General features: G+C 73.2%; 15 protein-coding genes. 7 read left to right on the top strand and 8 right to left on the bottom strand.

What is annotated here, in order from left to right; translation table 11 throughout:
• Positions 1 to 58 precede the first annotated feature (58 nt).
• From ilvD to OO62_RS20770, 4 genes are all read right to left on the bottom strand, one after another.
• Positions 59 to 1,909, bottom strand: a complete 1,851-nt coding sequence (gene ilvD / locus OO62_RS20785; protein ID WP_033269031.1) for a dihydroxy-acid dehydratase — start codon at positions 1,907 to 1,909, stop codon at positions 59 to 61.
• A gap of 200 nt (positions 1,910 to 2,109) precedes the next feature.
• Positions 2,110 to 2,763 carry a TetR/AcrR family transcriptional regulator gene (locus OO62_RS20780; protein WP_051733465.1) on the bottom strand — a complete coding sequence of 218 codons (654 nt, stop codon included), beginning with the start codon at positions 2,761 to 2,763 and terminating at the stop codon, positions 2,110 to 2,112.
• Positions 2,760 to 3,584, bottom strand: coding sequence for a sugar phosphate isomerase/epimerase family protein (locus OO62_RS20775; RefSeq protein WP_180290092.1), 825 nt, complete (start codon positions 3,582 to 3,584; stop codon positions 2,760 to 2,762). The genes OO62_RS20780 and OO62_RS20775 overlap by 4 nt, the downstream gene beginning before the upstream one ends.
• A 196-nt stretch (positions 3,585 to 3,780) precedes the next feature.
• On the bottom strand, positions 3,781 to 4,707 hold the full coding sequence (locus tag OO62_RS20770; RefSeq protein WP_033268986.1) for a Ppx/GppA family phosphatase: 927 nt from the start codon (positions 4,705 to 4,707) through the stop codon (positions 3,781 to 3,783).
• Positions 4,708 to 4,902: 195 nt separating this feature from the next.
• Here OO62_RS20770 and OO62_RS20765 point away from each other — a divergent pair, with 195 nt between their 5' ends.
• Positions 4,903 to 5,772: a DUF3109 family protein gene (locus OO62_RS20765; RefSeq protein ID WP_033268985.1), complete on the top strand. Its 870-nt coding sequence runs from the start codon at positions 4,903 to 4,905 to the stop codon at positions 5,770 to 5,772.
• A 96-nt stretch (positions 5,773 to 5,868) separates the two neighbouring features.
• Here the strand turns inward: OO62_RS20765 and OO62_RS20760 are convergent, their stop codons facing one another.
• Complete coding sequence (locus OO62_RS20760) at positions 5,869 to 7,647, bottom strand: BACON domain-containing protein (protein WP_033269029.1); 1,779 nt, start codon at positions 7,645 to 7,647, stop codon at positions 5,869 to 5,871.
• A 280-nt stretch (positions 7,648 to 7,927) separates the two neighbouring features.
• Here OO62_RS20760 and radA point away from each other — a divergent pair, with 280 nt between their 5' ends.
• Both radA and disA read left to right on the top strand, forming a co-directional pair.
• Positions 7,928 to 9,340 carry a DNA repair protein RadA gene (gene radA / locus OO62_RS20755; protein WP_033268984.1) on the top strand — a complete coding sequence of 471 codons (1,413 nt, stop codon included), beginning with the start codon at positions 7,928 to 7,930 and terminating at the stop codon, positions 9,338 to 9,340.
• A gap of 124 nt (positions 9,341 to 9,464) precedes the next feature.
• The gene (gene disA / locus OO62_RS20750; protein ID WP_033268983.1) at positions 9,465 to 10,589 is read left to right on the top strand and encodes a DNA integrity scanning diadenylate cyclase DisA; all 1,125 of its coding nucleotides are present in this window, start codon (positions 9,465 to 9,467) and stop codon (positions 10,587 to 10,589) included.
• Between the two features lie 167 nt (positions 10,590 to 10,756).
• On the opposite strand, the gene OO62_RS20745 is transcribed toward disA, so the two are convergent.
• Positions 10,757 to 11,752 (bottom strand): NAD-dependent epimerase/dehydratase family protein, encoded by a 996-nt coding sequence (locus tag OO62_RS20745; protein WP_033268982.1) that lies wholly within the window; start codon positions 11,750 to 11,752, stop codon positions 10,757 to 10,759.
• Between the two features lie 208 nt (positions 11,753 to 11,960).
• On the bottom strand, positions 11,961 to 12,794 hold the full coding sequence (locus tag OO62_RS20740; protein WP_033268981.1) for a hypothetical protein: 834 nt from the start codon (positions 12,792 to 12,794) through the stop codon (positions 11,961 to 11,963).
• 233 nt (positions 12,795 to 13,027) lie between these two features.
• Between OO62_RS20740 and OO62_RS20735 the strand changes: the two genes are divergently transcribed.
• Positions 13,028 to 13,720, top strand: coding sequence for a phosphatase PAP2 family protein (locus tag OO62_RS20735; RefSeq protein WP_078617285.1), 693 nt, complete (start codon positions 13,028 to 13,030; stop codon positions 13,718 to 13,720).
• A gap of 324 nt (positions 13,721 to 14,044) precedes the next feature.
• On the opposite strand, the gene OO62_RS20730 is transcribed toward OO62_RS20735, so the two are convergent.
• Positions 14,045 to 14,575, bottom strand: a complete 531-nt coding sequence (locus OO62_RS20730) for a pyridoxamine 5'-phosphate oxidase family protein (protein WP_228332506.1) — start codon at positions 14,573 to 14,575, stop codon at positions 14,045 to 14,047.
• Positions 14,576 to 15,140: 565 nt separating this feature from the next.
• Between OO62_RS20730 and OO62_RS20725 the strand changes: the two genes are divergently transcribed.
• The 3 genes from OO62_RS20725 (at position 15,141) to OO62_RS20715 (ending at position 18,161) form a co-directional block, all read left to right on the top strand.
• Complete coding sequence (locus OO62_RS20725; RefSeq protein WP_033268980.1) at positions 15,141 to 16,100, top strand: HhH-GPD family protein; 960 nt, start codon at positions 15,141 to 15,143, stop codon at positions 16,098 to 16,100.
• 614 nt (positions 16,101 to 16,714) lie between these two features.
• Positions 16,715 to 17,320 (top strand): SigE family RNA polymerase sigma factor, encoded by a 606-nt coding sequence (locus tag OO62_RS20720; RefSeq protein ID WP_078617284.1) that lies wholly within the window; start codon positions 16,715 to 16,717, stop codon positions 17,318 to 17,320.
• Positions 17,321 to 17,651: 331 nt separating this feature from the next.
• Positions 17,652 to 18,161, top strand: coding sequence for a hypothetical protein (locus tag OO62_RS20715; RefSeq protein WP_318533621.1), 510 nt, complete (start codon positions 17,652 to 17,654; stop codon positions 18,159 to 18,161).
• Positions 18,162 to 18,168 lie beyond the last annotated feature (7 nt).

Raw genomic sequence — 18,168 nt, 5'->3', positions numbered from 1 at the left:
ACGGAAGGAGCCCCCACGGGTGTGGGGGCTCCTTCGCGTGGGGCGTGGGTCAGCCGGATCAGCCCAGCAGGTTCACGTCGCGCACCGCGCCCTTGTCGGCGCTCGTTGCCATGGCCGCGTACGCGCGCAGGGCCGCCGAGACCTTGCGTTCGCGGTTCTTGGGTGCGTAGACGCCGCCGAGGGCCTCGCGGCGGGCGGACAGGGTGGCGTCGTCGACGAGCAGGTCGATCGTGCGGTTCGGGATGTCGATGCGGATGCGGTCGCCGTCCTCGACGAGGGCGATGGTGCCGCCGGCGGCCGCCTCGGGGGAGGCGTGGCCGATGGACAGGCCGGACGTGCCGCCGGAGAAGCGGCCGTCGGTGACCAGCGCGCACGCCTTGCCCAGGCCGCGGCCCTTGAGGAAGGACGTCGGGTAGAGCATCTCCTGCATGCCGGGGCCGCCCTTGGGGCCCTCGTAGCGGATGACGACGACGTCGCCTTCCTTGATCTGCTTGGTGAGGATCTTGTCGACGGCTTCTTCCTGCGATTCGCAGACGACGGCCGGGCCCTCGAAGGTCCAAATGGACTCGTCGACGCCGGCGGTCTTCACGACGCAGCCGTCCTCGGCGATGTTGCCCTTGAGGACCGCCAGGCCGCCGTCCTTGGAGTAGGCGTGCTCGACGGACCGGATGCAGCCGCCCTCGGCGTCCACGTCCAGCGACGCCCAGCGCTCGGACTGCGAGAAGGCGGTCGCCGAGCGCTTGCAGCCGGGCGCGGCGTGCCACAGTTCGACGGCCTCGGCGGACGGGGAGCCGCCGCGCACGTCCCAGGTCTTGAGGTGCTCCGCGAGCGAGGTGGAGTGCACGGAGTGCACGTCCTCGTTGAGCAGCCCGCCGCGGTACAGCTCGCCGAGGATGGCGGGGATGCCGCCGGCGCGGTGCACGTCCTCCATGTAGTACGTGCCGCCGGGGGCGACGTTCGGGGCGACCTTGGCCAGGCAGGGGACGCGGCGGGAGACCTCGTTGATGTCCTTGAGGTCGTAGTCCAGCTCGGCCTCCTGCGCGGCGGCGAGCAGGTGCAGGATGGTGTTGGTCGAGCCGCCCATGGCGATGTCGAGGGCCATGGCGTTCTCGAACGCGGCGCGGGTGGCGATGTTGCGCGGCAGGACGGACTCGTCGCCGTCCTCGTAGTACCGCTTGGTGATCTCCACGACCGTGCGGCCGGCGTTCTCGTAGAGCGCCTTGCGGGCGGTGTGGGTGGCGAGCACCGAGCCGTTGCCGGGCAGGGACAGGCCGATCGCCTCGGTCAGGCAGTTCATCGAGTTGGCGGTGAACATGCCGGAACAGGACCCGCAGGTGGGACAGGCGTTCTCCTCGATGCGGAGGACGTCCTCGTCGGAGACGCTGTCGTTGACCGAGTCGACGATCGCGTTGATCAGGTCCAGCTTGCGGACCGTGCCGTCGACGAGGGTGGCCTGGCCGGCCTCCATCGGGCCGCCGGAGACGAAGACCACCGGGATGTTCAGCCGCATCGCGGCCATCAGCATGCCGGGGGTGATCTTGTCGCAGTTGGAGATGCAGATCAGCGCGTCGGCGCAGTGCGCCTCGACCATGTACTCCACCGAGTCCGCGATCAGGTCGCGCGACGGCAGGGAGTACAGCATGCCGCCGTGGCCCATCGCGATGCCGTCGTCGACCGCGATGGTGTTGAACTCGCGGGGGACGGCGCCGGCGGCCCGGATGGCGTCGGAGACGATCCGGCCGACCGGGGCGAGGTGGGTGTGTCCGGGCACGAACTCGGTGAAGGAGTTGGCGACCGCGACGATCGGCTTACCGATGTCCTCGCTCGCTACGCCCGAGGCCCGCATAAGGGCGCGGGCGCCCGCCATGTTGCGGCCATGGGTAACGGTGCGGGACCTCAGATCGGGCACGATGGTCACTCCCTCGGGAATCGTCCGTACGACCGCCGGGCTCCGGGAGTCCGGGCCGGGACGGCCCGTCGCCCACCGGGCGGCGTCATAGAGCAGCTGAGGCCGAGGTTACGCTCTTGATCCAAGATCCGGACACTGGCGCCGGAATGTGAGACGGCTGCCCGTAGTGCGGACAGTCCGGGCAGTTCCCGCCCGGGACGTCACGGCTGGGTCAGATAGCGCTGGAGCGCCGGGGCGACCATCGCGATGATCTCCTCCACCTCCGCGGAGGCCAGCGGATCCATCTTGATCACGTAACGCAGCACGGCGATCCCGATGAGGTGCCCGGCGGCCAGCTGCGCCCGGAACTCCGGGTCGGGGACGGTCAGTTCGCCCGCCACCCGCTGGAGCATCCGGCGTGCGACGAGGCCGCGCAGCACCGCCGCCGCGGTGTCGTTGGTCAGCGCCGACCGCATGATGGCCAGCAGCGGCTGCCGGGTGACCGGGTTCTCCCAGACGCCGAACATGAACCGGGCCATCCGCTCGCCCACGTCCGCGCCGCCGCCCGCGAGGGTCTCGGGCATGGTCAGCGCGGGCGCGAAGGACAGCTCGATGGCCGCGCCGAACACCTGCTCCTTGGTGCCGAAGTAGTGGTGGACCAGCGCCGCGTCCACTCCGGCCGCCTTGGCGATACCGCGGATGGACGTCCGGTCGTAGCCGCGCTCTGCGAACTCCGTACGGGCCGCGGCCAGGATCCGCTCCCGGGCGCCGGGTCCCGGCTCGGCGGCGCGGGCGGGGCGGCCACGGCGGCGTGCGGACCCGGCGGGCTTGCCCCCCTGGCCGCCGTCCGCGGCCGCGTCCCCGCCGTCGGTCACGAGCCGGGGACCCGGGTCGGTGAGGCCAGGTGCAGCCGGGTGTAGGCGAGCGCCTCGGCGAGGTCGGCCTCGCGTTCGGCGGCGGACATCGCCCGCCGGGTGTTGACCTCGACGACCACATGCCCGTCGAAACCGGTCGCGGCGAGCCCCTCCAGCACCTCGGCGCAGGGCTGGCTGCCGCGCCCCGGCACCAGGTGCTCGTCCTTGGCGGACCCGTTGCCGTCGGCGAGGTGGACGTGCGCCAGCCGGTCGCCCATCCGCGACACCATCTCCAGCGCGTCGTTGCGCGCGGTGGCGGTGTGCGAGAGGTCGACGGTGAAGTGCCGGTAGTCGTCGTTGGTCGGGTCCCAGTCCGGCGCGTACGCCAGCATCTCGCGGTCCCGGTAGCGCCACGGATACATGTTCTCGACGGCGAACCGGACGTCCGTCTCGCCCTCCATGCGCCACACCCCGCGGACGAATTCCCGCGCGTAGCTGCGCTGCCACCGGAACGGCGGGTGCACGACCACGGTCGAGGCGCCCAGCTTCTCGGCGGCCGTACGGGCCCGCTGGAGCTTGACCCACGGGTCGGTGGACCAGACCCGCTGGGTGATCAGCAGACACGGCGCGTGGACCGCGAGGACCGGCACGCCGTGGTAGTCGGAGAGCCGGCGCAGCGCCTCGATGTCCTGGCTGACCGGATCGGTCCACACCATGACCTCGACGCCGTCGTAGCCCAGGCGCGCGGCGATCTCGAAGGCCGTCGCCGTCGACTCCGGATAGACCGAAGCCGTGGACAGCGCGACCTTCGCATCCGGAATGCGCACCACTGGCTCTGTCACGAGGGACAGCGTACGGGCCGGAACTGTGTACGGGGCAGGAGGTCCCGGCAGCCACCGCCCGCCGTCGCGGGCCGCCGCCCGCCTCCTCACAAGCCGTGGGGGCCAGGGGCCAGGCGTTACGGGTGCGGTACCGCGTCCCGTCGGACGTGACGAGTCTCACGCGACGCGGGAGCGCCCGCCCCCGCGCCGACCGCCCCTACGGCAGGTGGTCCAGCCGCCGCAGGATCACGCCCTCGCGCAGCGCCCACGGGCAGATGTCCAGCGTCTCGACCCCGAACAGATCCATCGCCGCCTCGGCGACCAGCGCCCCGGCCAGCAGCTGCTGCGCCCGCCCCTCGGACACGCCGGGCAACTCCACCCGCGCTTCCGCGGACATCCCCGCCAGCCGCGGCACCCACTCCTCCAGCTTCTTGTGGGTCAGCTCCCGCTGGACGTAGAGGCCCTCGGCGGAGCGCGCGGCGCCGGCGATCCGGGCCAGCTGCTTGAAGGTCTTGGACGTGCCGACGACGTGGTCGGGGCTGCCGTAGCGGCGGAACTCGCTCACCACCTTGGCGATCTCGGCCCGCACCCGGCGCCGCAGCGTCCGCACGTCCTCCGGGTCCGGTGGATCGCCCGGCAGGTCGCCCGCGGTCAGCCGGCCGGCGCCCAGCGGCAGCGAGACCGCCACGTCCGGGTCCTCGTCCAGGCCGTACGCGATCTCCAACGAGCCGCCGCCGATGTCCAGGACGAGCAGCCGCCCGGAGGACCAGCCCAGCCAGCGGCGGGCCGCCAGGAACGTGAGCCGCGCCTCGTCCTCGCCGGACAGGACCTGCAGGTCCACGCCGGTCTCCTGGGAGACCCGGCGCAGCACCTCCTCGCCGTTGGACGCCTCCCGCACCGCGGACGTGGCGAACGGCAGCACGCTCTCGACGCCCTTGTCCTCGGCCACCTGAAGCGCCTCCAGGACGGTGGCCACCAGGCGCTCCACCCCGTGGTCGCTTATGGCGCCGCCCTCGTCGAGGAGTTCGGCCAGGCGCAGCTCCGCCTTGTGCGAATAGGCGGGCAGCGGGCGCGCGCCCGGGTGTGCGTCCACCACGAGCAGATGGACCGTATTCGAACCCACATCGAGGACACCGAGTCTCATACGGGGAAACCTACTGCGCGGCCCCCACCGCTCTTGCGCCCCGGTCCCCCCATGGCGTCCCCCCAGGTCGGCGCCGTGCCCGGCGGCCACCCCGGCCTGCCGGACGGTCCGGGCGCCGGCCGCGGCCGCGCGGCGCGAAATCTACGGAATTGAGCAATTGCTCAAGGTCCCGCGGCGACCCGTACGCTGGATCTCGTGGCAAAGACGAAAAAGGCGAAGCACGAAAAAGCGCTCAATAAGGACGAGAAGCGGCGCGCCCGGCAGGCCGAGCAGGCGCGCCCCCCGGCCGACGAGGTCGGACTCGACTTCGCCCGCGCCTGGGTCACCTTCCCCGACCCGGCCGACGACGAGCAGCTCTTCCGCTGCGACCTGACCTGGCTGACCTCCCGCTGGACCTGCATCTTCGGCAGCGGCTGCCAGGGCATCCAGGCCGGCCGGGCGGACGACGGCTGCTGCACGCTCGGCGCCCACTTCTCCGACGAGGACGACGAGAAGCGGGTGGCGAGCCATGTGGCGCGGCTGACGCCCGACCTCTGGCAGTTCCACGACGTGGGCACGGAGACCGGCTGGACGGAGGAGGACGAGGACGGCGAGCGGCAGACCCGCCGCTGGCAGGGCTCGTGCATCTTCCAGAACCGCCCGGGCTTCCCCGCCGGCGCGGGCTGCTCGCTGCACATCCTCGCGCTGCGCGAGGGCCGCGAGCCGCTGGAGACCAAGCCGGACGTCTGCTGGCAGCTGCCGGTCCGGCGCACCTACGACTGGATCGACCGGCCCGACGACACCCAGGTGCTGCAGATCACGATCGGCGAGTACGACCGCCGGGGCTGGGGCCCGGGCGGCCACGACCTGCACTGGTGGTGCACGTCCGCGACCTCCGCGCACGGCGCCGGCGAGCCGGTCTACGTCTCGTACAAGCCGGAGCTGACCGAGCTGATGGGCAAGAAGGGCTACGCCAGGCTCGCCGAGCTGTGCGAGGAGCGGCTGGCGGCGACCCTACCGATGGCCCCGCACCCGGCGGACCCGCCGCGGCCTGCCAAGCAGCCGAAGCCGGACAAGCAGAAGTAGCCGGGGCGGATCGCTCCGGCGCGGCGGGCGCCGATGACGCCCGCCGCTGTGCGCCTCAGCGCGCCGGGCGCCCGTGGCCCCCGCCGCTGTGCCGTCTCAGCGCGCCGGGTGCGTCGTGTTCGACGGGGTCTCCGTCGAGGGCGGGGCCGGGGTGGTCGCGGTGGGGCTCGGGGCCGGGTTCGTGGGGGTCGGCGTGGGCGTCGGCGTCGGGTCCGACGGGGTCGGCGGGCGCGTCGGCGTGGGGCGCGAGGGCGACGGGACCGGGTGGTGCGGCGCCGGGTGGTGCGGACCGGGCGCGGGGCCGGTCGCGCCGTAACCGTCCAGCGTGACGGCGGTGCCGCCGGGCTCGATGGCGATCCGGGCCCGCCAGTGGCCGGTCGGCTCCCGGTCGTGGTCGACGTAGACCGTGATCGTCGTGGACTCCCCCGGCTGCAGCGAACCCGCCGTATGACTCATCTGGAGCCAGGCCGCGCCCGACGACGCCGTCCAGTGCACCGGCTTCCCGCCCGAGGCGCTGATCGTGATGACCGTCGTCGCGCCGCTCGGCTGCGCGGCGACCGTCAGCCGGCCCGGGCCCTTCTCCGACACCGCGGCGCTCTCCCCCGGCCGCAGCGGGGTGCCGTCCGCGCTGATCACCTCGACCGACACATCGGGCGTCCCGTCCCCGGCCCGGAAACCGGGCGCGGGCGTCGTGCGGGCGTTGCCGGCGTTCTCGTACGGGCGGCCGCCGAGCTGCGCGCCGGCCGGCGAGTCATTGGCCGTCACCGACGGGGAGCCGTCCACCGTCTCCCCCGTCGCGGGCGCGCCCCGGTAGGCCGCCCACAGGGCCAGCACCGGCGCCGCGACGACCGTGGCGACCACGGTCGTGGTCAGCGCCCGGGCCCGCAGCCTGCGGCGGCGGGCGGCCCGGTCCGTGGGCGCACCCACGGGGAAACCGCTGCGGTCGTAGCGAGGAGAACCGTTTGCCCCACCCGGCCGGCCACCGCGTCCCGCGCCGGGCACGCCCTCCGCGCGCCCCGAACGCGACCGCCGGGCCGCCCCCAGCGCACCGAGGACCGCGTCCCGGTCCACCGCCACCAGCGGCAGGGCGCCCCGGGCCGCCGGCGCGGTGCCCGGCCACGTCCCCGGCACGGTGGCCCGCTCGGCGGCCCGCCGGCACTCCGCACAGTCGTCGACGTGCCGCACCAGCTCCCGGCTCAGCGCCGCGCCCAGCAGCAGCTGACTGTCACCCGCCAGCTGCGCCACCTCGCGGCAGCGGCCGGACTCGACCACGGCCAGCGCCGCCCGCGTCCGCTCGACCTCGCACGACGCGGTGGCCAGCAGCGCCCGGGTGGCGATCGGGTCCGCGCCGAGCACCGCCGCCACCTCGTCCGCGGACAGCCGGTGACGCACCGAGAGTTCCAGCGCCTCCCGCTGCTCGGGGGTGGTCCCGGCGGCCTCCGGCCAGGCCAGCGCGGCCAGTTCCCGCTGACGCCGCTCGGTGTCCCGGACGGCCCGGCCGGCCGCCGCCCGCTTGCCGTCCGGCCGGCCGGCGTCCTGGCCGGCCCGCTCGGCGAGCCGGCGCAGACAGGCCCAGCGGGCCAGGGCGTAGAACCAGGAGCGGTGCCGCGCCGGGTCCGCGGGGCACCGGGTGTGGTGCCGCTCGGCGAGCGCCAGCACCTCGCCGAGCACCGCCGTCGCCGCGTCGTGGTCGCACAGCACCGACAGGCAGTAGGTGAACAGCCCGTCCAGATACGGCTCGTAGCCGTCGTCGTGGTCGCCCGCGGCGCCCGGATCGGGCCGCTCGGCGGGCCGCGAACGGCTCAGGCGCCGGTCGTCGCCGCGCGACCGGTGTGCGCCGGTGGAGTGCCTGGGGTGCTCGGGCCTGCTGCTCATCACCCCGGCGACGGTAGGCGGATGATGCAGCCAGCCCTGCTCGCCTTGCACACTTTTAACCCTTACGGGTGACCATCTCCCTCAAAAGGGGACACGAGCCGGCCTTTCCCTGGACGGGCACGCGCCGCGTGCGCCACCCGGTCGGAGCAACCCACGACCACGCCGGGGCCGGCGAGGGCCTCCCCGCCGCACCCGCTGCCCCTCCCCCGCACCCCTCTCCGCGCCCCTCTCTCCCGCTCCGCGCGGAGGCGTTGTCGGACCCCGCCGCTACGGTGACCCCATGGCAACTCGTAAAACGCCGGGCAAGGAGCGCCCCTCGTACCGCTGCACGGAGTGCGGCTGGACCACCGCGAAGTGGCTCGGCCGGTGCCCCGAGTGCCAGGCGTGGGGCACGGTCGAGGAGTTCGGCGGCACCCCCGCCGTGCGCACGACCGCCCCCGGCCGGGTCACGACGGCCGCGGTGCCCATCGGCCAGGTCGACGGCCGCCAGGCCACCGCCCGCTCCACCGGCGTCGACGAACTCGACCGGGTCCTCGGCGGCGGGCTCGTCCCCGGCGCCGTCGTCCTCCTCGCCGGCGAGCCCGGCGTCGGCAAGTCCACCCTCCTCCTGGACGCCGCCGCCAAGTCCGCCTCCGCCGCCCACCCCACCCTCTACGTGACCGGTGAGGAGTCCGCGAGCCAGGTACGGCTGCGCGCAGACCGCATCGGCGCCCTCGACGACCACCTCTACCTGGCCGCCGAGACCGACCTGTCCGCCGTCCTCGGCCACCTCGACACCGTCAAGCCGTCGCTGCTCGTCCTGGACTCCGTTCAGACCGTCGCCTCACCCGAGATCGAGGGCGCGCCCGGCGGCATGGCCCAGGTCCGCGAGGTGGCCGGCGCCCTCATCCGGGCCTCCAAGGAACGCGGCATGTCCACCCTGCTGGTGGGCCACGTCACCAAGGACGGCGCCATCGCCGGACCCCGCCTGCTGGAGCACCTCGTCGACGTCGTCCTGCACTTCGAGGGCGACCGGCACGCCCGTCTCCGCCTGGTCCGCGGCGTCAAGAACCGCTACGGCACCACCGACGAGGTCGGCTGCTTCGAACTCCACGACGAAGGCATCACCGGCCTCGCCGACCCCTCCGGCCTCTTCCTGACCCGCCGCGCCGAGCCGGTGCCCGGCACCTGCCTCACGGTCACCTTGGAAGGCCGCCGCCCCCTCGTCGCCGAGGTCCAGGCCCTGACCGTCGACTCCCAGATCCCCTCCCCCCGGCGGACGACCTCCGGCCTGGAGACCTCCCGGGTGTCGATGATGCTCGCCGTCCTGGAGCAGCGCGGCCGGATCAGCGCCCTGGGCAAACGCGACATCTACAGCGCCACGGTCGGCGGCGTGAAGCTCACCGAACCGGCCGCCGACCTCGCCGTCGCCCTCGCCCTGGCCAGCGCCGCCAGCGACACCCCCCTCCCCAAGAACCTGGTCGCCATCGGCGAAGTGGGCCTCGCGGGCGAGGTCAGGCGCGTCACCGGCGTCCAGCGCCGGCTGTCCGAAGCGGCCCGGCTCGGCTTCACCCACGCCCTGGTCCCCTCCGACCCGGGCAAGATCCCCGAGGGAATGCGCGTGCTTGAGGTCGCCGACGTCGGGCAGGCACTGAGCGTCCTGCCCAAGCGAGTGCGCCGGGAGGCCCCACAGGAAGAGGGCGCGCGCCGGTAGACTTTGCCCTGGTCTCGCCCGTCACCGCGCAATTGCCTGTCGGCCACGTACGCTCCCCAGGTACGTCAACCACAGCAGGGCCGGGCGGCCTGCGGACCGAGCGACCTGGCAACGGAGGAGCGCAGTGGCAGTCAACGACCGGGCATCGACTCCCGGCAGGTCGGGCGGGAACCCCGGTACCGAGAGCCTGATGCGCGCCTCGCTGAGCGCCGTCGCGCCCGGTACCGCGCTGCGCGACGGCCTGGAGCGCATCCTCCGCGGCAACACCGGCGGACTGATCGTCCTCGGCTTCGACAAGACCGTCGAGTCCATGTGTACCGGCGGTTTCGTCCTCGACGTGGAATTCACCGCCACCCGCCTGCGCGAGCTGTGCAAGCTCGACGGCGCACTCGTCCTCGACAAGGACATCACCAAGATTCTCCGGGCCGGCGTCCAGCTCGTCCCCGACGCCTCCATCCCCACCGAGGAGACCGGCACCCGCCACCGCACCGCGCAGCGCGTCTCCATCCAGGCCGGCTTCCCGGTCGTCTCCGTCAGCCAGTCCATGCGGCTGATCGCCCTCTACGTCGACGGCGAGCGCCGCGTCCTGGAGGAGTCCGCCGCGATCCTCTCCCGCGCCAACCAGGCACTGGCCACCCTGGAGCGCTACAAGCTCCGCCTGGACGAGGTCGCCGGCACCCTCTCCGCCCTCGAAATCGAGGACCTGGTCACGGTCCGCGACGTCACCGCGGTCGCCCAGCGCCTGGAGATGGTCCGCCGGATCGCCACCGAGATCGCCGAGTACGTCGTCGAACTCGGCACCGACGGCCGGCTGCTCACCCTCCAGCTCGAAGAGCTGATCGCCGGGGTGGAGCCCGAGCGCGAACTGGTCGTACGCGACTACGTCCCGGAGCCGACCGCCAAGCGCTCCCGCACGGTCGCCGAAGCGCTCGCCGAGCTGGACGCGCTCAGCCACACCGAACTCCTCGAACTCCCCACCGTCGCCCGCGCCCTGGGCTACAGCGGCGCCCCCGAGACCCTGGACTCCGCGGTCTCCCCCCGCGGCTTCCGCCTGCTGGCCAAGGTCCCCCGCCTCCCCGGCACGGTCATCGACCGCCTCGTCGACCACTTCGGCGGCCTGCAGAAGCTGCTCGCCGCCAGCGTCGACGACCTCCAGGCGGTCGACGGCGTGGGCGAGGCCCGCGCCCGCTCCGTACGCGAGGGCCTCTCCCGCCTGGCGGAGTCGTCGATCCTGGAACGGTACGTGTAGCTTCCGATCGCTGGGAGGGGGCAGGGCAAGGCCCCCGCCCGGCGTCGCTTGCGGAGGGGCACCCGCCACGGCGCCGCGCGGGCGTGACGTGGGCACGAGGCGCCCCTCGCACCAGCCGTCCGCGCCACGAGGCGGCCCCGTCGGCGCGGCCCCGGCCGACTGCTCCACTACTCCACGGCACGTTCCAGGACGGCCGCCTCCCTCTCCGGCGCCAGTCCCACCACCGGCCGGTCCGGCCGCTGCGGCGCCACCCCGCCGATGTCCCGGAGCCAGGCCCAGGTATCGGCGACCGTCTCGCTGACGGGCCGGCACCTCAGCCCGGCCGCCACCGCCTTGGAGACGTCCGCGCCGAAGAACGCGTCCCGCGCCTCGCCGGGCGCCAGCCACACCGGCAGCTCGGTCCACGGCTCGATACCGGCCGCGAGCACGTCCTCCGGGGCCGTCCAGCGCAGCTCCGCGTCCGAGCCGGTGACCTTGACGCAGCTGTCCAGCAGCTCACCCATCGTGGCGTGCCCGACCTCGCTCACCATGTTGTACGCGCCGCCGCGGCCGGCCTCCAGCGCGTCCAACGTCCACTCCGCCATGTCCCGGACATCGACGTACTGCAGCGCCAAGTCCCGCGGGCCCGGCGCCAGGACGGGGCCGCCGCGGGCGATGCGGTTCAGCCACCACGGCAACCGCCCGATGTTCTCGTACGGGCCGAGGATCAACCCCGCCCGCACCAGCAGCGCACGGTCCCCGAAGGCGTCGACCGCGGCCAGCTCGCCGCCCCGCTTGGCCGCCGCGTAGTCGTCGCCGTCCGTGGAGTCCGCGGAGCCCTCCGCCAGCGGTGCGTCCTCGCCCAGCCCGAACGCGGCCGGGTACGCGTACACCGACCGGCTGGAGACGTAGGCGTACGCCCCGACCCGGCCCGCCAACAGGCGCGCGGCGTCCCGTACGGCCGAGGGCGCACCGCTCCAGGTGTCGACGACGGCGTCCCACTCACCCGTCTCCAGGGCCGCGAGGCCGGCCCGGTCCCGCCGGTCACCGTGCAGCGCGGCCGTGCCCTCCGGCGGCGCGTGATGGCCGCGGTGGAAGACCGTCACCTGCCAGCCCCGTGCCACCGCCGCCTCGGTGACCGCCCGGCCCACGAACTCCGTCCCGCCCAGCATCAGTAGCTTCATGTCCACGACCCTGCCGGACGGAAGTGGCCGGAACCAGTACCGCACGCTCGCAGCGGAATCCCTACGAGCGCAACTAACGGAGCCCGCTCTTCCACTACGGGACGGGCTGGTTGGTCAGGCCGAATTGCCGGGCCACTTGAGCGGGGGGCTCAGACGGGTCGATTGCGCGCGCCACCCGAGCCGACGGGCCCTGGGGAGGGGCCCGGGCTCAGTCCTTGGCCAGCACGAACGACGTATGCGCCGTCTTCAGCCCCGGCACCTTCGCCTCGATCAGATACTTGCCGGCCGGCACCACCGCCGAACTCGGGGTCGCGCACTGCGGTCCGCTGGCGTGGCCGTCCCACTCGACGGTCCGCTTCACGGAACCGTCGGCAGGCACCTGGAGCAGCGCGGGAGCGGTGCCCGACGGGCAGTCGTTCGAGGCCCACACCCGGTCGTCGCCGGCCGTGTCCGTGATGGTGAGCACCGCGGCCTTCTGCCCCAGGTCCACCTTGCAGGCCGCGTCGGCCGTGTTCTTGATCGTCAGCTCGAACTTCGGCTTCTTGTCGCGGGCGTAGGACTCCTTGACGCTCTTGAGCGCCAACTCCACATCCGGGGAGGTGCAGTTGGGCAAGGACGAGTCGGCAGACACCACGCTGCCGGACCCCTGCCCGAGCGGCCCGCCGCCACCGGAACCACCGGTCCCGGCGCCGCCACCCGAACCACTTCCGCCACCCGAACCACTGCCGTCGCCGCCCGAAGAGCCGTCACCACCACCCGAATCCGAGCCCGACTCCCCGCCGGCGCCCGACTCGTCGCGCCCGCCGGGCTTTTGGCTGATGGCCGGGCCACCGGACGAGGGTCCGGGGGTGATGGAGGTCGCGGGTCCCTTGCCGTGCGAACCACCCTTGCCGCCATCGGCGTTCGTACTGCCGCCGCCGCCCAGGTTGAGCGCCCAGACGACCAGCACGGCGAGGAGGACGACGATGGCCAGCGCAACGGCCCTCCGCCGCCAGTAGATGGAGGAGGGAAGCGGCCCGATCGGATTGCGCAGTGATCCCACGCGGAAACTCTACGAGAGAACGGCAGTCACACCGGCCACTACCCGCCGCATCAGGCTGCAACTTTTCCCATGATCGGCCCGGAGCGGCCGCTACACCCGCGTTTCCCGCCGTAACGGCCCCTGATGCCCCGTTAGTAGGGGTTCTGCGCCGCTCCGGCCCCATCTTTCGTCAGATGCACCCCCTGACCTTCGCCTCATGCGCCCACCCGCCGTACCCCATACCGTCGTTGATCATGAACAGCACGCTCACCGCCGACGCGCCCCTCGCCACCCCTCTCCTGCACTACACCCCCCTGCACCCCGCCCCCCTCCATCCCACCCACGCCCCCATCACCAACAGCACCACCGGCCTCTACCGCGACATCACCGACCTCGCCCACGACGCTCCGCACTGGCTCCGCTCCCTCGCCGACATCGGCACCGAGGGCGGCCTGCTGCTCCTGATGGCGCTCGCAGTGGCGGCCTGGTGGCGGGCCCGTCGCGGCAGCGCCCACCGGGTCGCGCTGGCACTGCTGGCACCGATAGCCACCGCCGCCGCGTACCTGCTGAGCGAGATCATCAAGAGCGCGGTGCACGAGGAACGCCCCTGCCGGGCGGTGGCGGGCGCGGCCGCCTCACTCATCCCCTGCCCGCCGCACGGCGACTGGTCCTTCCCGAGCAACCACTCCACGATCGCCGCCGCCCTGGCCGTCGGCATCGCCGCCACCTGGCGCACCGCGCTCTGGCTGGCCCTGCCGATCGCCCTGCTGACCGGCTTCTCCCGGATCTTCGTCGGTGTCCACTACCCCCACGACGTCGCAGCCGGCCTCACCCTCGGCGCCACGGCAGCCGTCCTCTGCACGGCCCTCCTCAGCCGCCCGACGACCCGCCTGGTCCACCACCTGCGCGCCAGCAACCGCAAGTGGCAAATCTTGGTCCAGCCCTAACCCCACCCCGCTCCACCCCTTCACCGCGAGCCGAGCCGTGAGCGGTGAGCCGTTGGCCGGTGGCCGTTAGCCGTGGGCCGTGGGCCGTGGGCCGTTGTCGTTTCCAGCCGTGGGCTGCTGGCCGTTGTGGTTCCAGCCGCGGGACGTTGCGGTTTCCAGCCGTGGGCTGTTGCGGCTTCCAAGGGGGCGTCGCTCGCGGGGGCCACAAGTCACCACTCCCTCGGGAACCACGACTGCCACCTCCCTCAAGCCTCATGGACGCCGCCCCTCAGGACAGAGGCTCCCCTCAGGACCGAAGCCGCCCCTCAGGACGTACGCCGCGCCTCAGGACAGAGGCTGCCCCTCAGGACGCTGCCACTCCTCCTTGTGGCCGAAGCCCTGCCCGTTGTCGATCAGCCGCAGCCAGTCGGGCCGCAGCTCCCACAGGGTCGTGCGTTCCAGGGCGTCCCGCAGCCGGTCGCTCTGCTCGACGAAGGGGAAGCGCTCGGTATACACACGCCAGCCGGCCGCCCGCTCCGCACCGGCCAGGATGCGACAACGCCCCCGCCCCTGGATTCCCGTCAGCTCGCCCCACTCCTGACCGTCCCGCTGCACCGTGAACGCGACCCGCGCGTCCGGCTCGGCGAGGGCCCGGCCGTGCCGGGTCGTGGTCGCGGTGACGAAGTACAGCGCAGGCCCCGAGCCCAGGTCGGACCCATGGCCGGGGGCGCTGTCGGGAGCATGGTCGGGGGCGGGGCTGCTGCTCGCCGTCGTGCCGCCGGTGGCGTAGAGCACCGCGCAGGCTTGCGGCCCGTCCTCGTCCACGTACGCCAGCGTCAGCGTCGTGTGCGCGGCCAGCGCCCGCCGAATCGCCACTGGGCACGCCGTACCGCTTCCCGCGCCAGTGCCCGCCGCACCGTGCGTGCCTGCCGTCGGGTCGCTCGGTTCCCTACCGCTCATCTCTGCCATGTCTGCCATGTCTGCATCCTCGCCCCGTCTGCATCCTCGCTCGGCACGCCCACCCCCACTCACGGGCGCCGCCCCTCGCTCGCCATGCCCATCCCCTCGCTCGCCGCGGCCGCTGCCCTTGCTCCCCATGCCCCGCCCCCTCGCTCACCGCGCGCCCGCCCTCTCACTCGCCCCCGCCACCCCGTCGCCCGCCCTCGCCCGCCATGGCCGGCTCTCCTTCGCCACCCGCCGTGCCGCCGCTGCCTCCATTATTCCGGCAACGATTACGGAGAGTAATCAGTTCCCGCGGAGGGTGAGCGGATGGTGACTGGGCTTGGGGAACGGTCGGGATTTTGTTGGCGTGGCGGGGTGGCGTACCGGCGGTAGCCGCCGTGTGTGGGCATGTGGGCGTCCTGCGTGCGGGTGGGCGTGCGGCGGGGCGGGCCCGGTGCGTTTCCTGGGCGCGTGCGGACGTGCCAGGATCGGCGGTGCCATGACTTCGACTCCTGTCACCTCCACTGCCACAACCGCCGCCGCCGAGACCGCCTCCGCCGCCGTTCCGGCCGCGGAGGCCGCAGACGGGACCGCGCTGCACGGCCCGGTCACCGACTGGTTCGACGAGCACGCCCGCGATCTGCCCTGGCGCCGCCCCGAGGCGGGCGCCTGGGGCGTGATGGTGAGCGAGTTCATGCTGCAGCAGACCCCCGTCAGCAGAGTGCTGCCGGTGTACGAGCAGTGGCTGGCCCGCTGGCCGCGCCCCGCCGACCTGGCCGCCGAGGCGCCGGGCGAGGCTGTGCGGGCCTGGGGCCGGCTCGGCTACCCGCGGCGCGCGCTGCGGCTGCATGCCGCCGCATCCGCCATACAGGAACGGCACGGCGGCGACGTGCCGCGTGAGCACGGCCAGTTGCTGGCGCTGCCCGGCGTGGGCGAGTACACCGCCGCGGCGGTGGCGTCCTTCGCCTACGGGCAGCGGCACGCGGTGCTGGACACCAATGTGCGGCGGGTGTTCGCCCGTGCGGTGGCCGGCCGGCAGTTCCCGCCGAACGCGACCACCGCGGCGGAGCGCAAGCTCGCCCGTCAGCTGCTGCCGGAGGACGAGCGGCTGGCGGCGCGCTGGGCGGCGGCCACGATGGAGCTGGGTGCGCTGTTGTGCACGGCGCGTGCTCCGGAGTGCCATCGGTGCCCGATCGCCGCGCGGTGCGCGTGGCGGCTGGCCGGGTCGCCGGTGCACGACGGTCCGCCGCGGCGCACCCAGGCGTACGCCGGTACGGACCGGCAGGTGCGCGGCAAGTTGCTGGCCGTGCTGCGGGAGGCGGTCGCGCCGGTGCCGCAGCAGGTGCTGGACACCGTGTGGGACGAGCCGGTGCAGCGCGCCCGGGCGTTGGACGGGCTGGTGTCGGACGGTTTGGTGGAGCCGCTGAGCGGGGGCCGTTACCGGCTGCCGACGTCGTAGCGCGGCTGCCACGGAAGTGGGCGACGGGCCCGGCTGCTCCGGCGGCCGGGCCTGACGCCTTCTCAGACATCGGATCGGATGCCGGTCCGGGCGCGGAGCGGTCCGGTCCCGGAGCGGTGACCCAGGAATCAGGGCGCGGATCGGGGCGGGGATTCGGGGGCGGGGTCAGGCCACGGGTCCGCTCGCTGCCCGTCGGGCTGGACGCCGCGCAGCCTTCGGGTCGGTCGCCGCGCCGCCGTCCGGCCGGTCGCCGTGCACCCATCGGGCCGGCCGCGGGCCGACCGCCGCCCGTCCCCGGCCTCGTCCCGCCTCCAGGCCGAACCCGGTCACCTCCTGGCAAACCCGGCCAACGATCGACCCCTATGACTCAAAAGTGGTGGCCAATTGGCCGGATAGCGATGCCCGTAGGGGTTGCGGGGCGGCTCGGTGGGGCGCGTAAGCCCTGCGGTGGGGCGGTTGTCCGTCCCGAGTATGACCCGCGTAGCCCCGGCATCCGTCCGAGGTATGAGGCCCGGCGGGCTGTTACACAACCGAGGGTTTTCCGTGCACTTGCTGTGGGGCCCACGCACATTACGTCGCAACACCCCCTCCGTAGCGTCTTCCTCGTGCTGGAGATGACCGCCAGCACGGTCAACGTGGGGAATCGCAAGCGGATCGGAGGCGTCGGAATGGCGACCAGCGGCGGCAAGGTACTGGACTTCGAAGAGTACGTGCGTACGCGGCAGGAGGCCCTGCTGCGGAGTGCCCGGCGCCTGGTGCCCGACCCGGTCGACGCCCAGGACCTGCTGCAGACGGCGCTGGTGCGCACGTACGGCCGCTGGGACGGCATCGCCGACAAGTCGCTGGCCGACGCCTACCTCCGCCGCGTCATGATCAACACCCGTACGGAGTGGTGGCGGGCTCGCAAGCTGGAGGAGGTGCCCACCGAGCAGCTCCCGGACGCGAGCGTGGACGACGGCACCGAGCAGCGTGCCGACCGTGCCCTGCTGATGGACATCCTCGGGGTGCTGGCACCCAAGCAGCGCAGCGTGGTCGTGCTGCGACACTGGGAGCAGATGAGCACGGAGGAGACCGCCGCCGCGCTCGGCATGTCCACGGGGACGGTCAAGAGCACGCTGCACCGTGCGCTGGCCAGGCTGCGCCAGGAGCTGCAGGCCCGCGACATCGACGCGCGGATGCTGGAGCGCGGCGAGCGGGAGCGGGAGCGGTGCGCGGCCTGACCGGTGGCCGGCGGTTCCCGGTGCGGAGCCGGACATCGAACAGCGCGACATTACGTGTGAAAACGGTCACGCCGGGCGAGGCCGTAACGTTCACAGCTCGACGCGCGACAATCACATCAGGAGCAGCAGCGGGATCAGCGGCTGTGCGAGCGGCGCGGTGAGCGGGAGCGGATTGTCCAGGAACAGGTTGACCAGGACCGGGTTGACCAAAGGCGGCGCGGCCACGGCAGGTGTGGCCGCCGTTGGCCTTTTGCTGGCCGGATGCAATCCGGGGGGCGAGGGGGTCCGCAGTGAGGGTTCGGCCAGCACCACGCCCGCGCCGAAGGGCGCCGTGAGCAGTGCGCCCAGCCCGGCCTCGACCGCCGGCCACAAGAAGGTCGACGCCGTCCAGCTGATGAAGGACGACCCGAAGGTCAGCGCGGACGTGAAGAAGTCCCTTTACAAGCCGTGTGCCGCGGACGAGTACCCGGTCGAGGTGACGTATGCGTCGCTGACCGGCAGCAAGTCTCCCGATGTCATCGTCAACGTCATGACCTGCGCGGATTCCGTGGGGATCGGTTCATACGTCTATCGCAGGCACGCCGGCGCGAAGGACGGGTATGACAACGTGTATGCGAATGAGCAGCCGTTGGTCTACGCCGGGGTCAACAAGGGCGAGCTGGAGATCTCCAAGCAGACCTATGCCGCGGGGGACAAGGTGTGCTGCCCTTCCGGGGAAGATGTGATGACGTACCGCTGGTCCGGCGGGCGTTTCACGCCGCACCACCGGTATCACACCGACTACAGCAAGACCACCGTCGACGGCGGCACGCCGGGCGACGGCACGGGATCGGAGGGTTGAGACAACC

It is taken from the genome of Streptomyces lydicus, assembly GCF_000717345.1.
GTDB lineage: Bacteria > Actinomycetota > Actinomycetes > Streptomycetales > Streptomycetaceae > Streptomyces > Streptomyces lydicus.
This window is presented reverse-complemented; position numbering and strand designations above follow the sequence as displayed.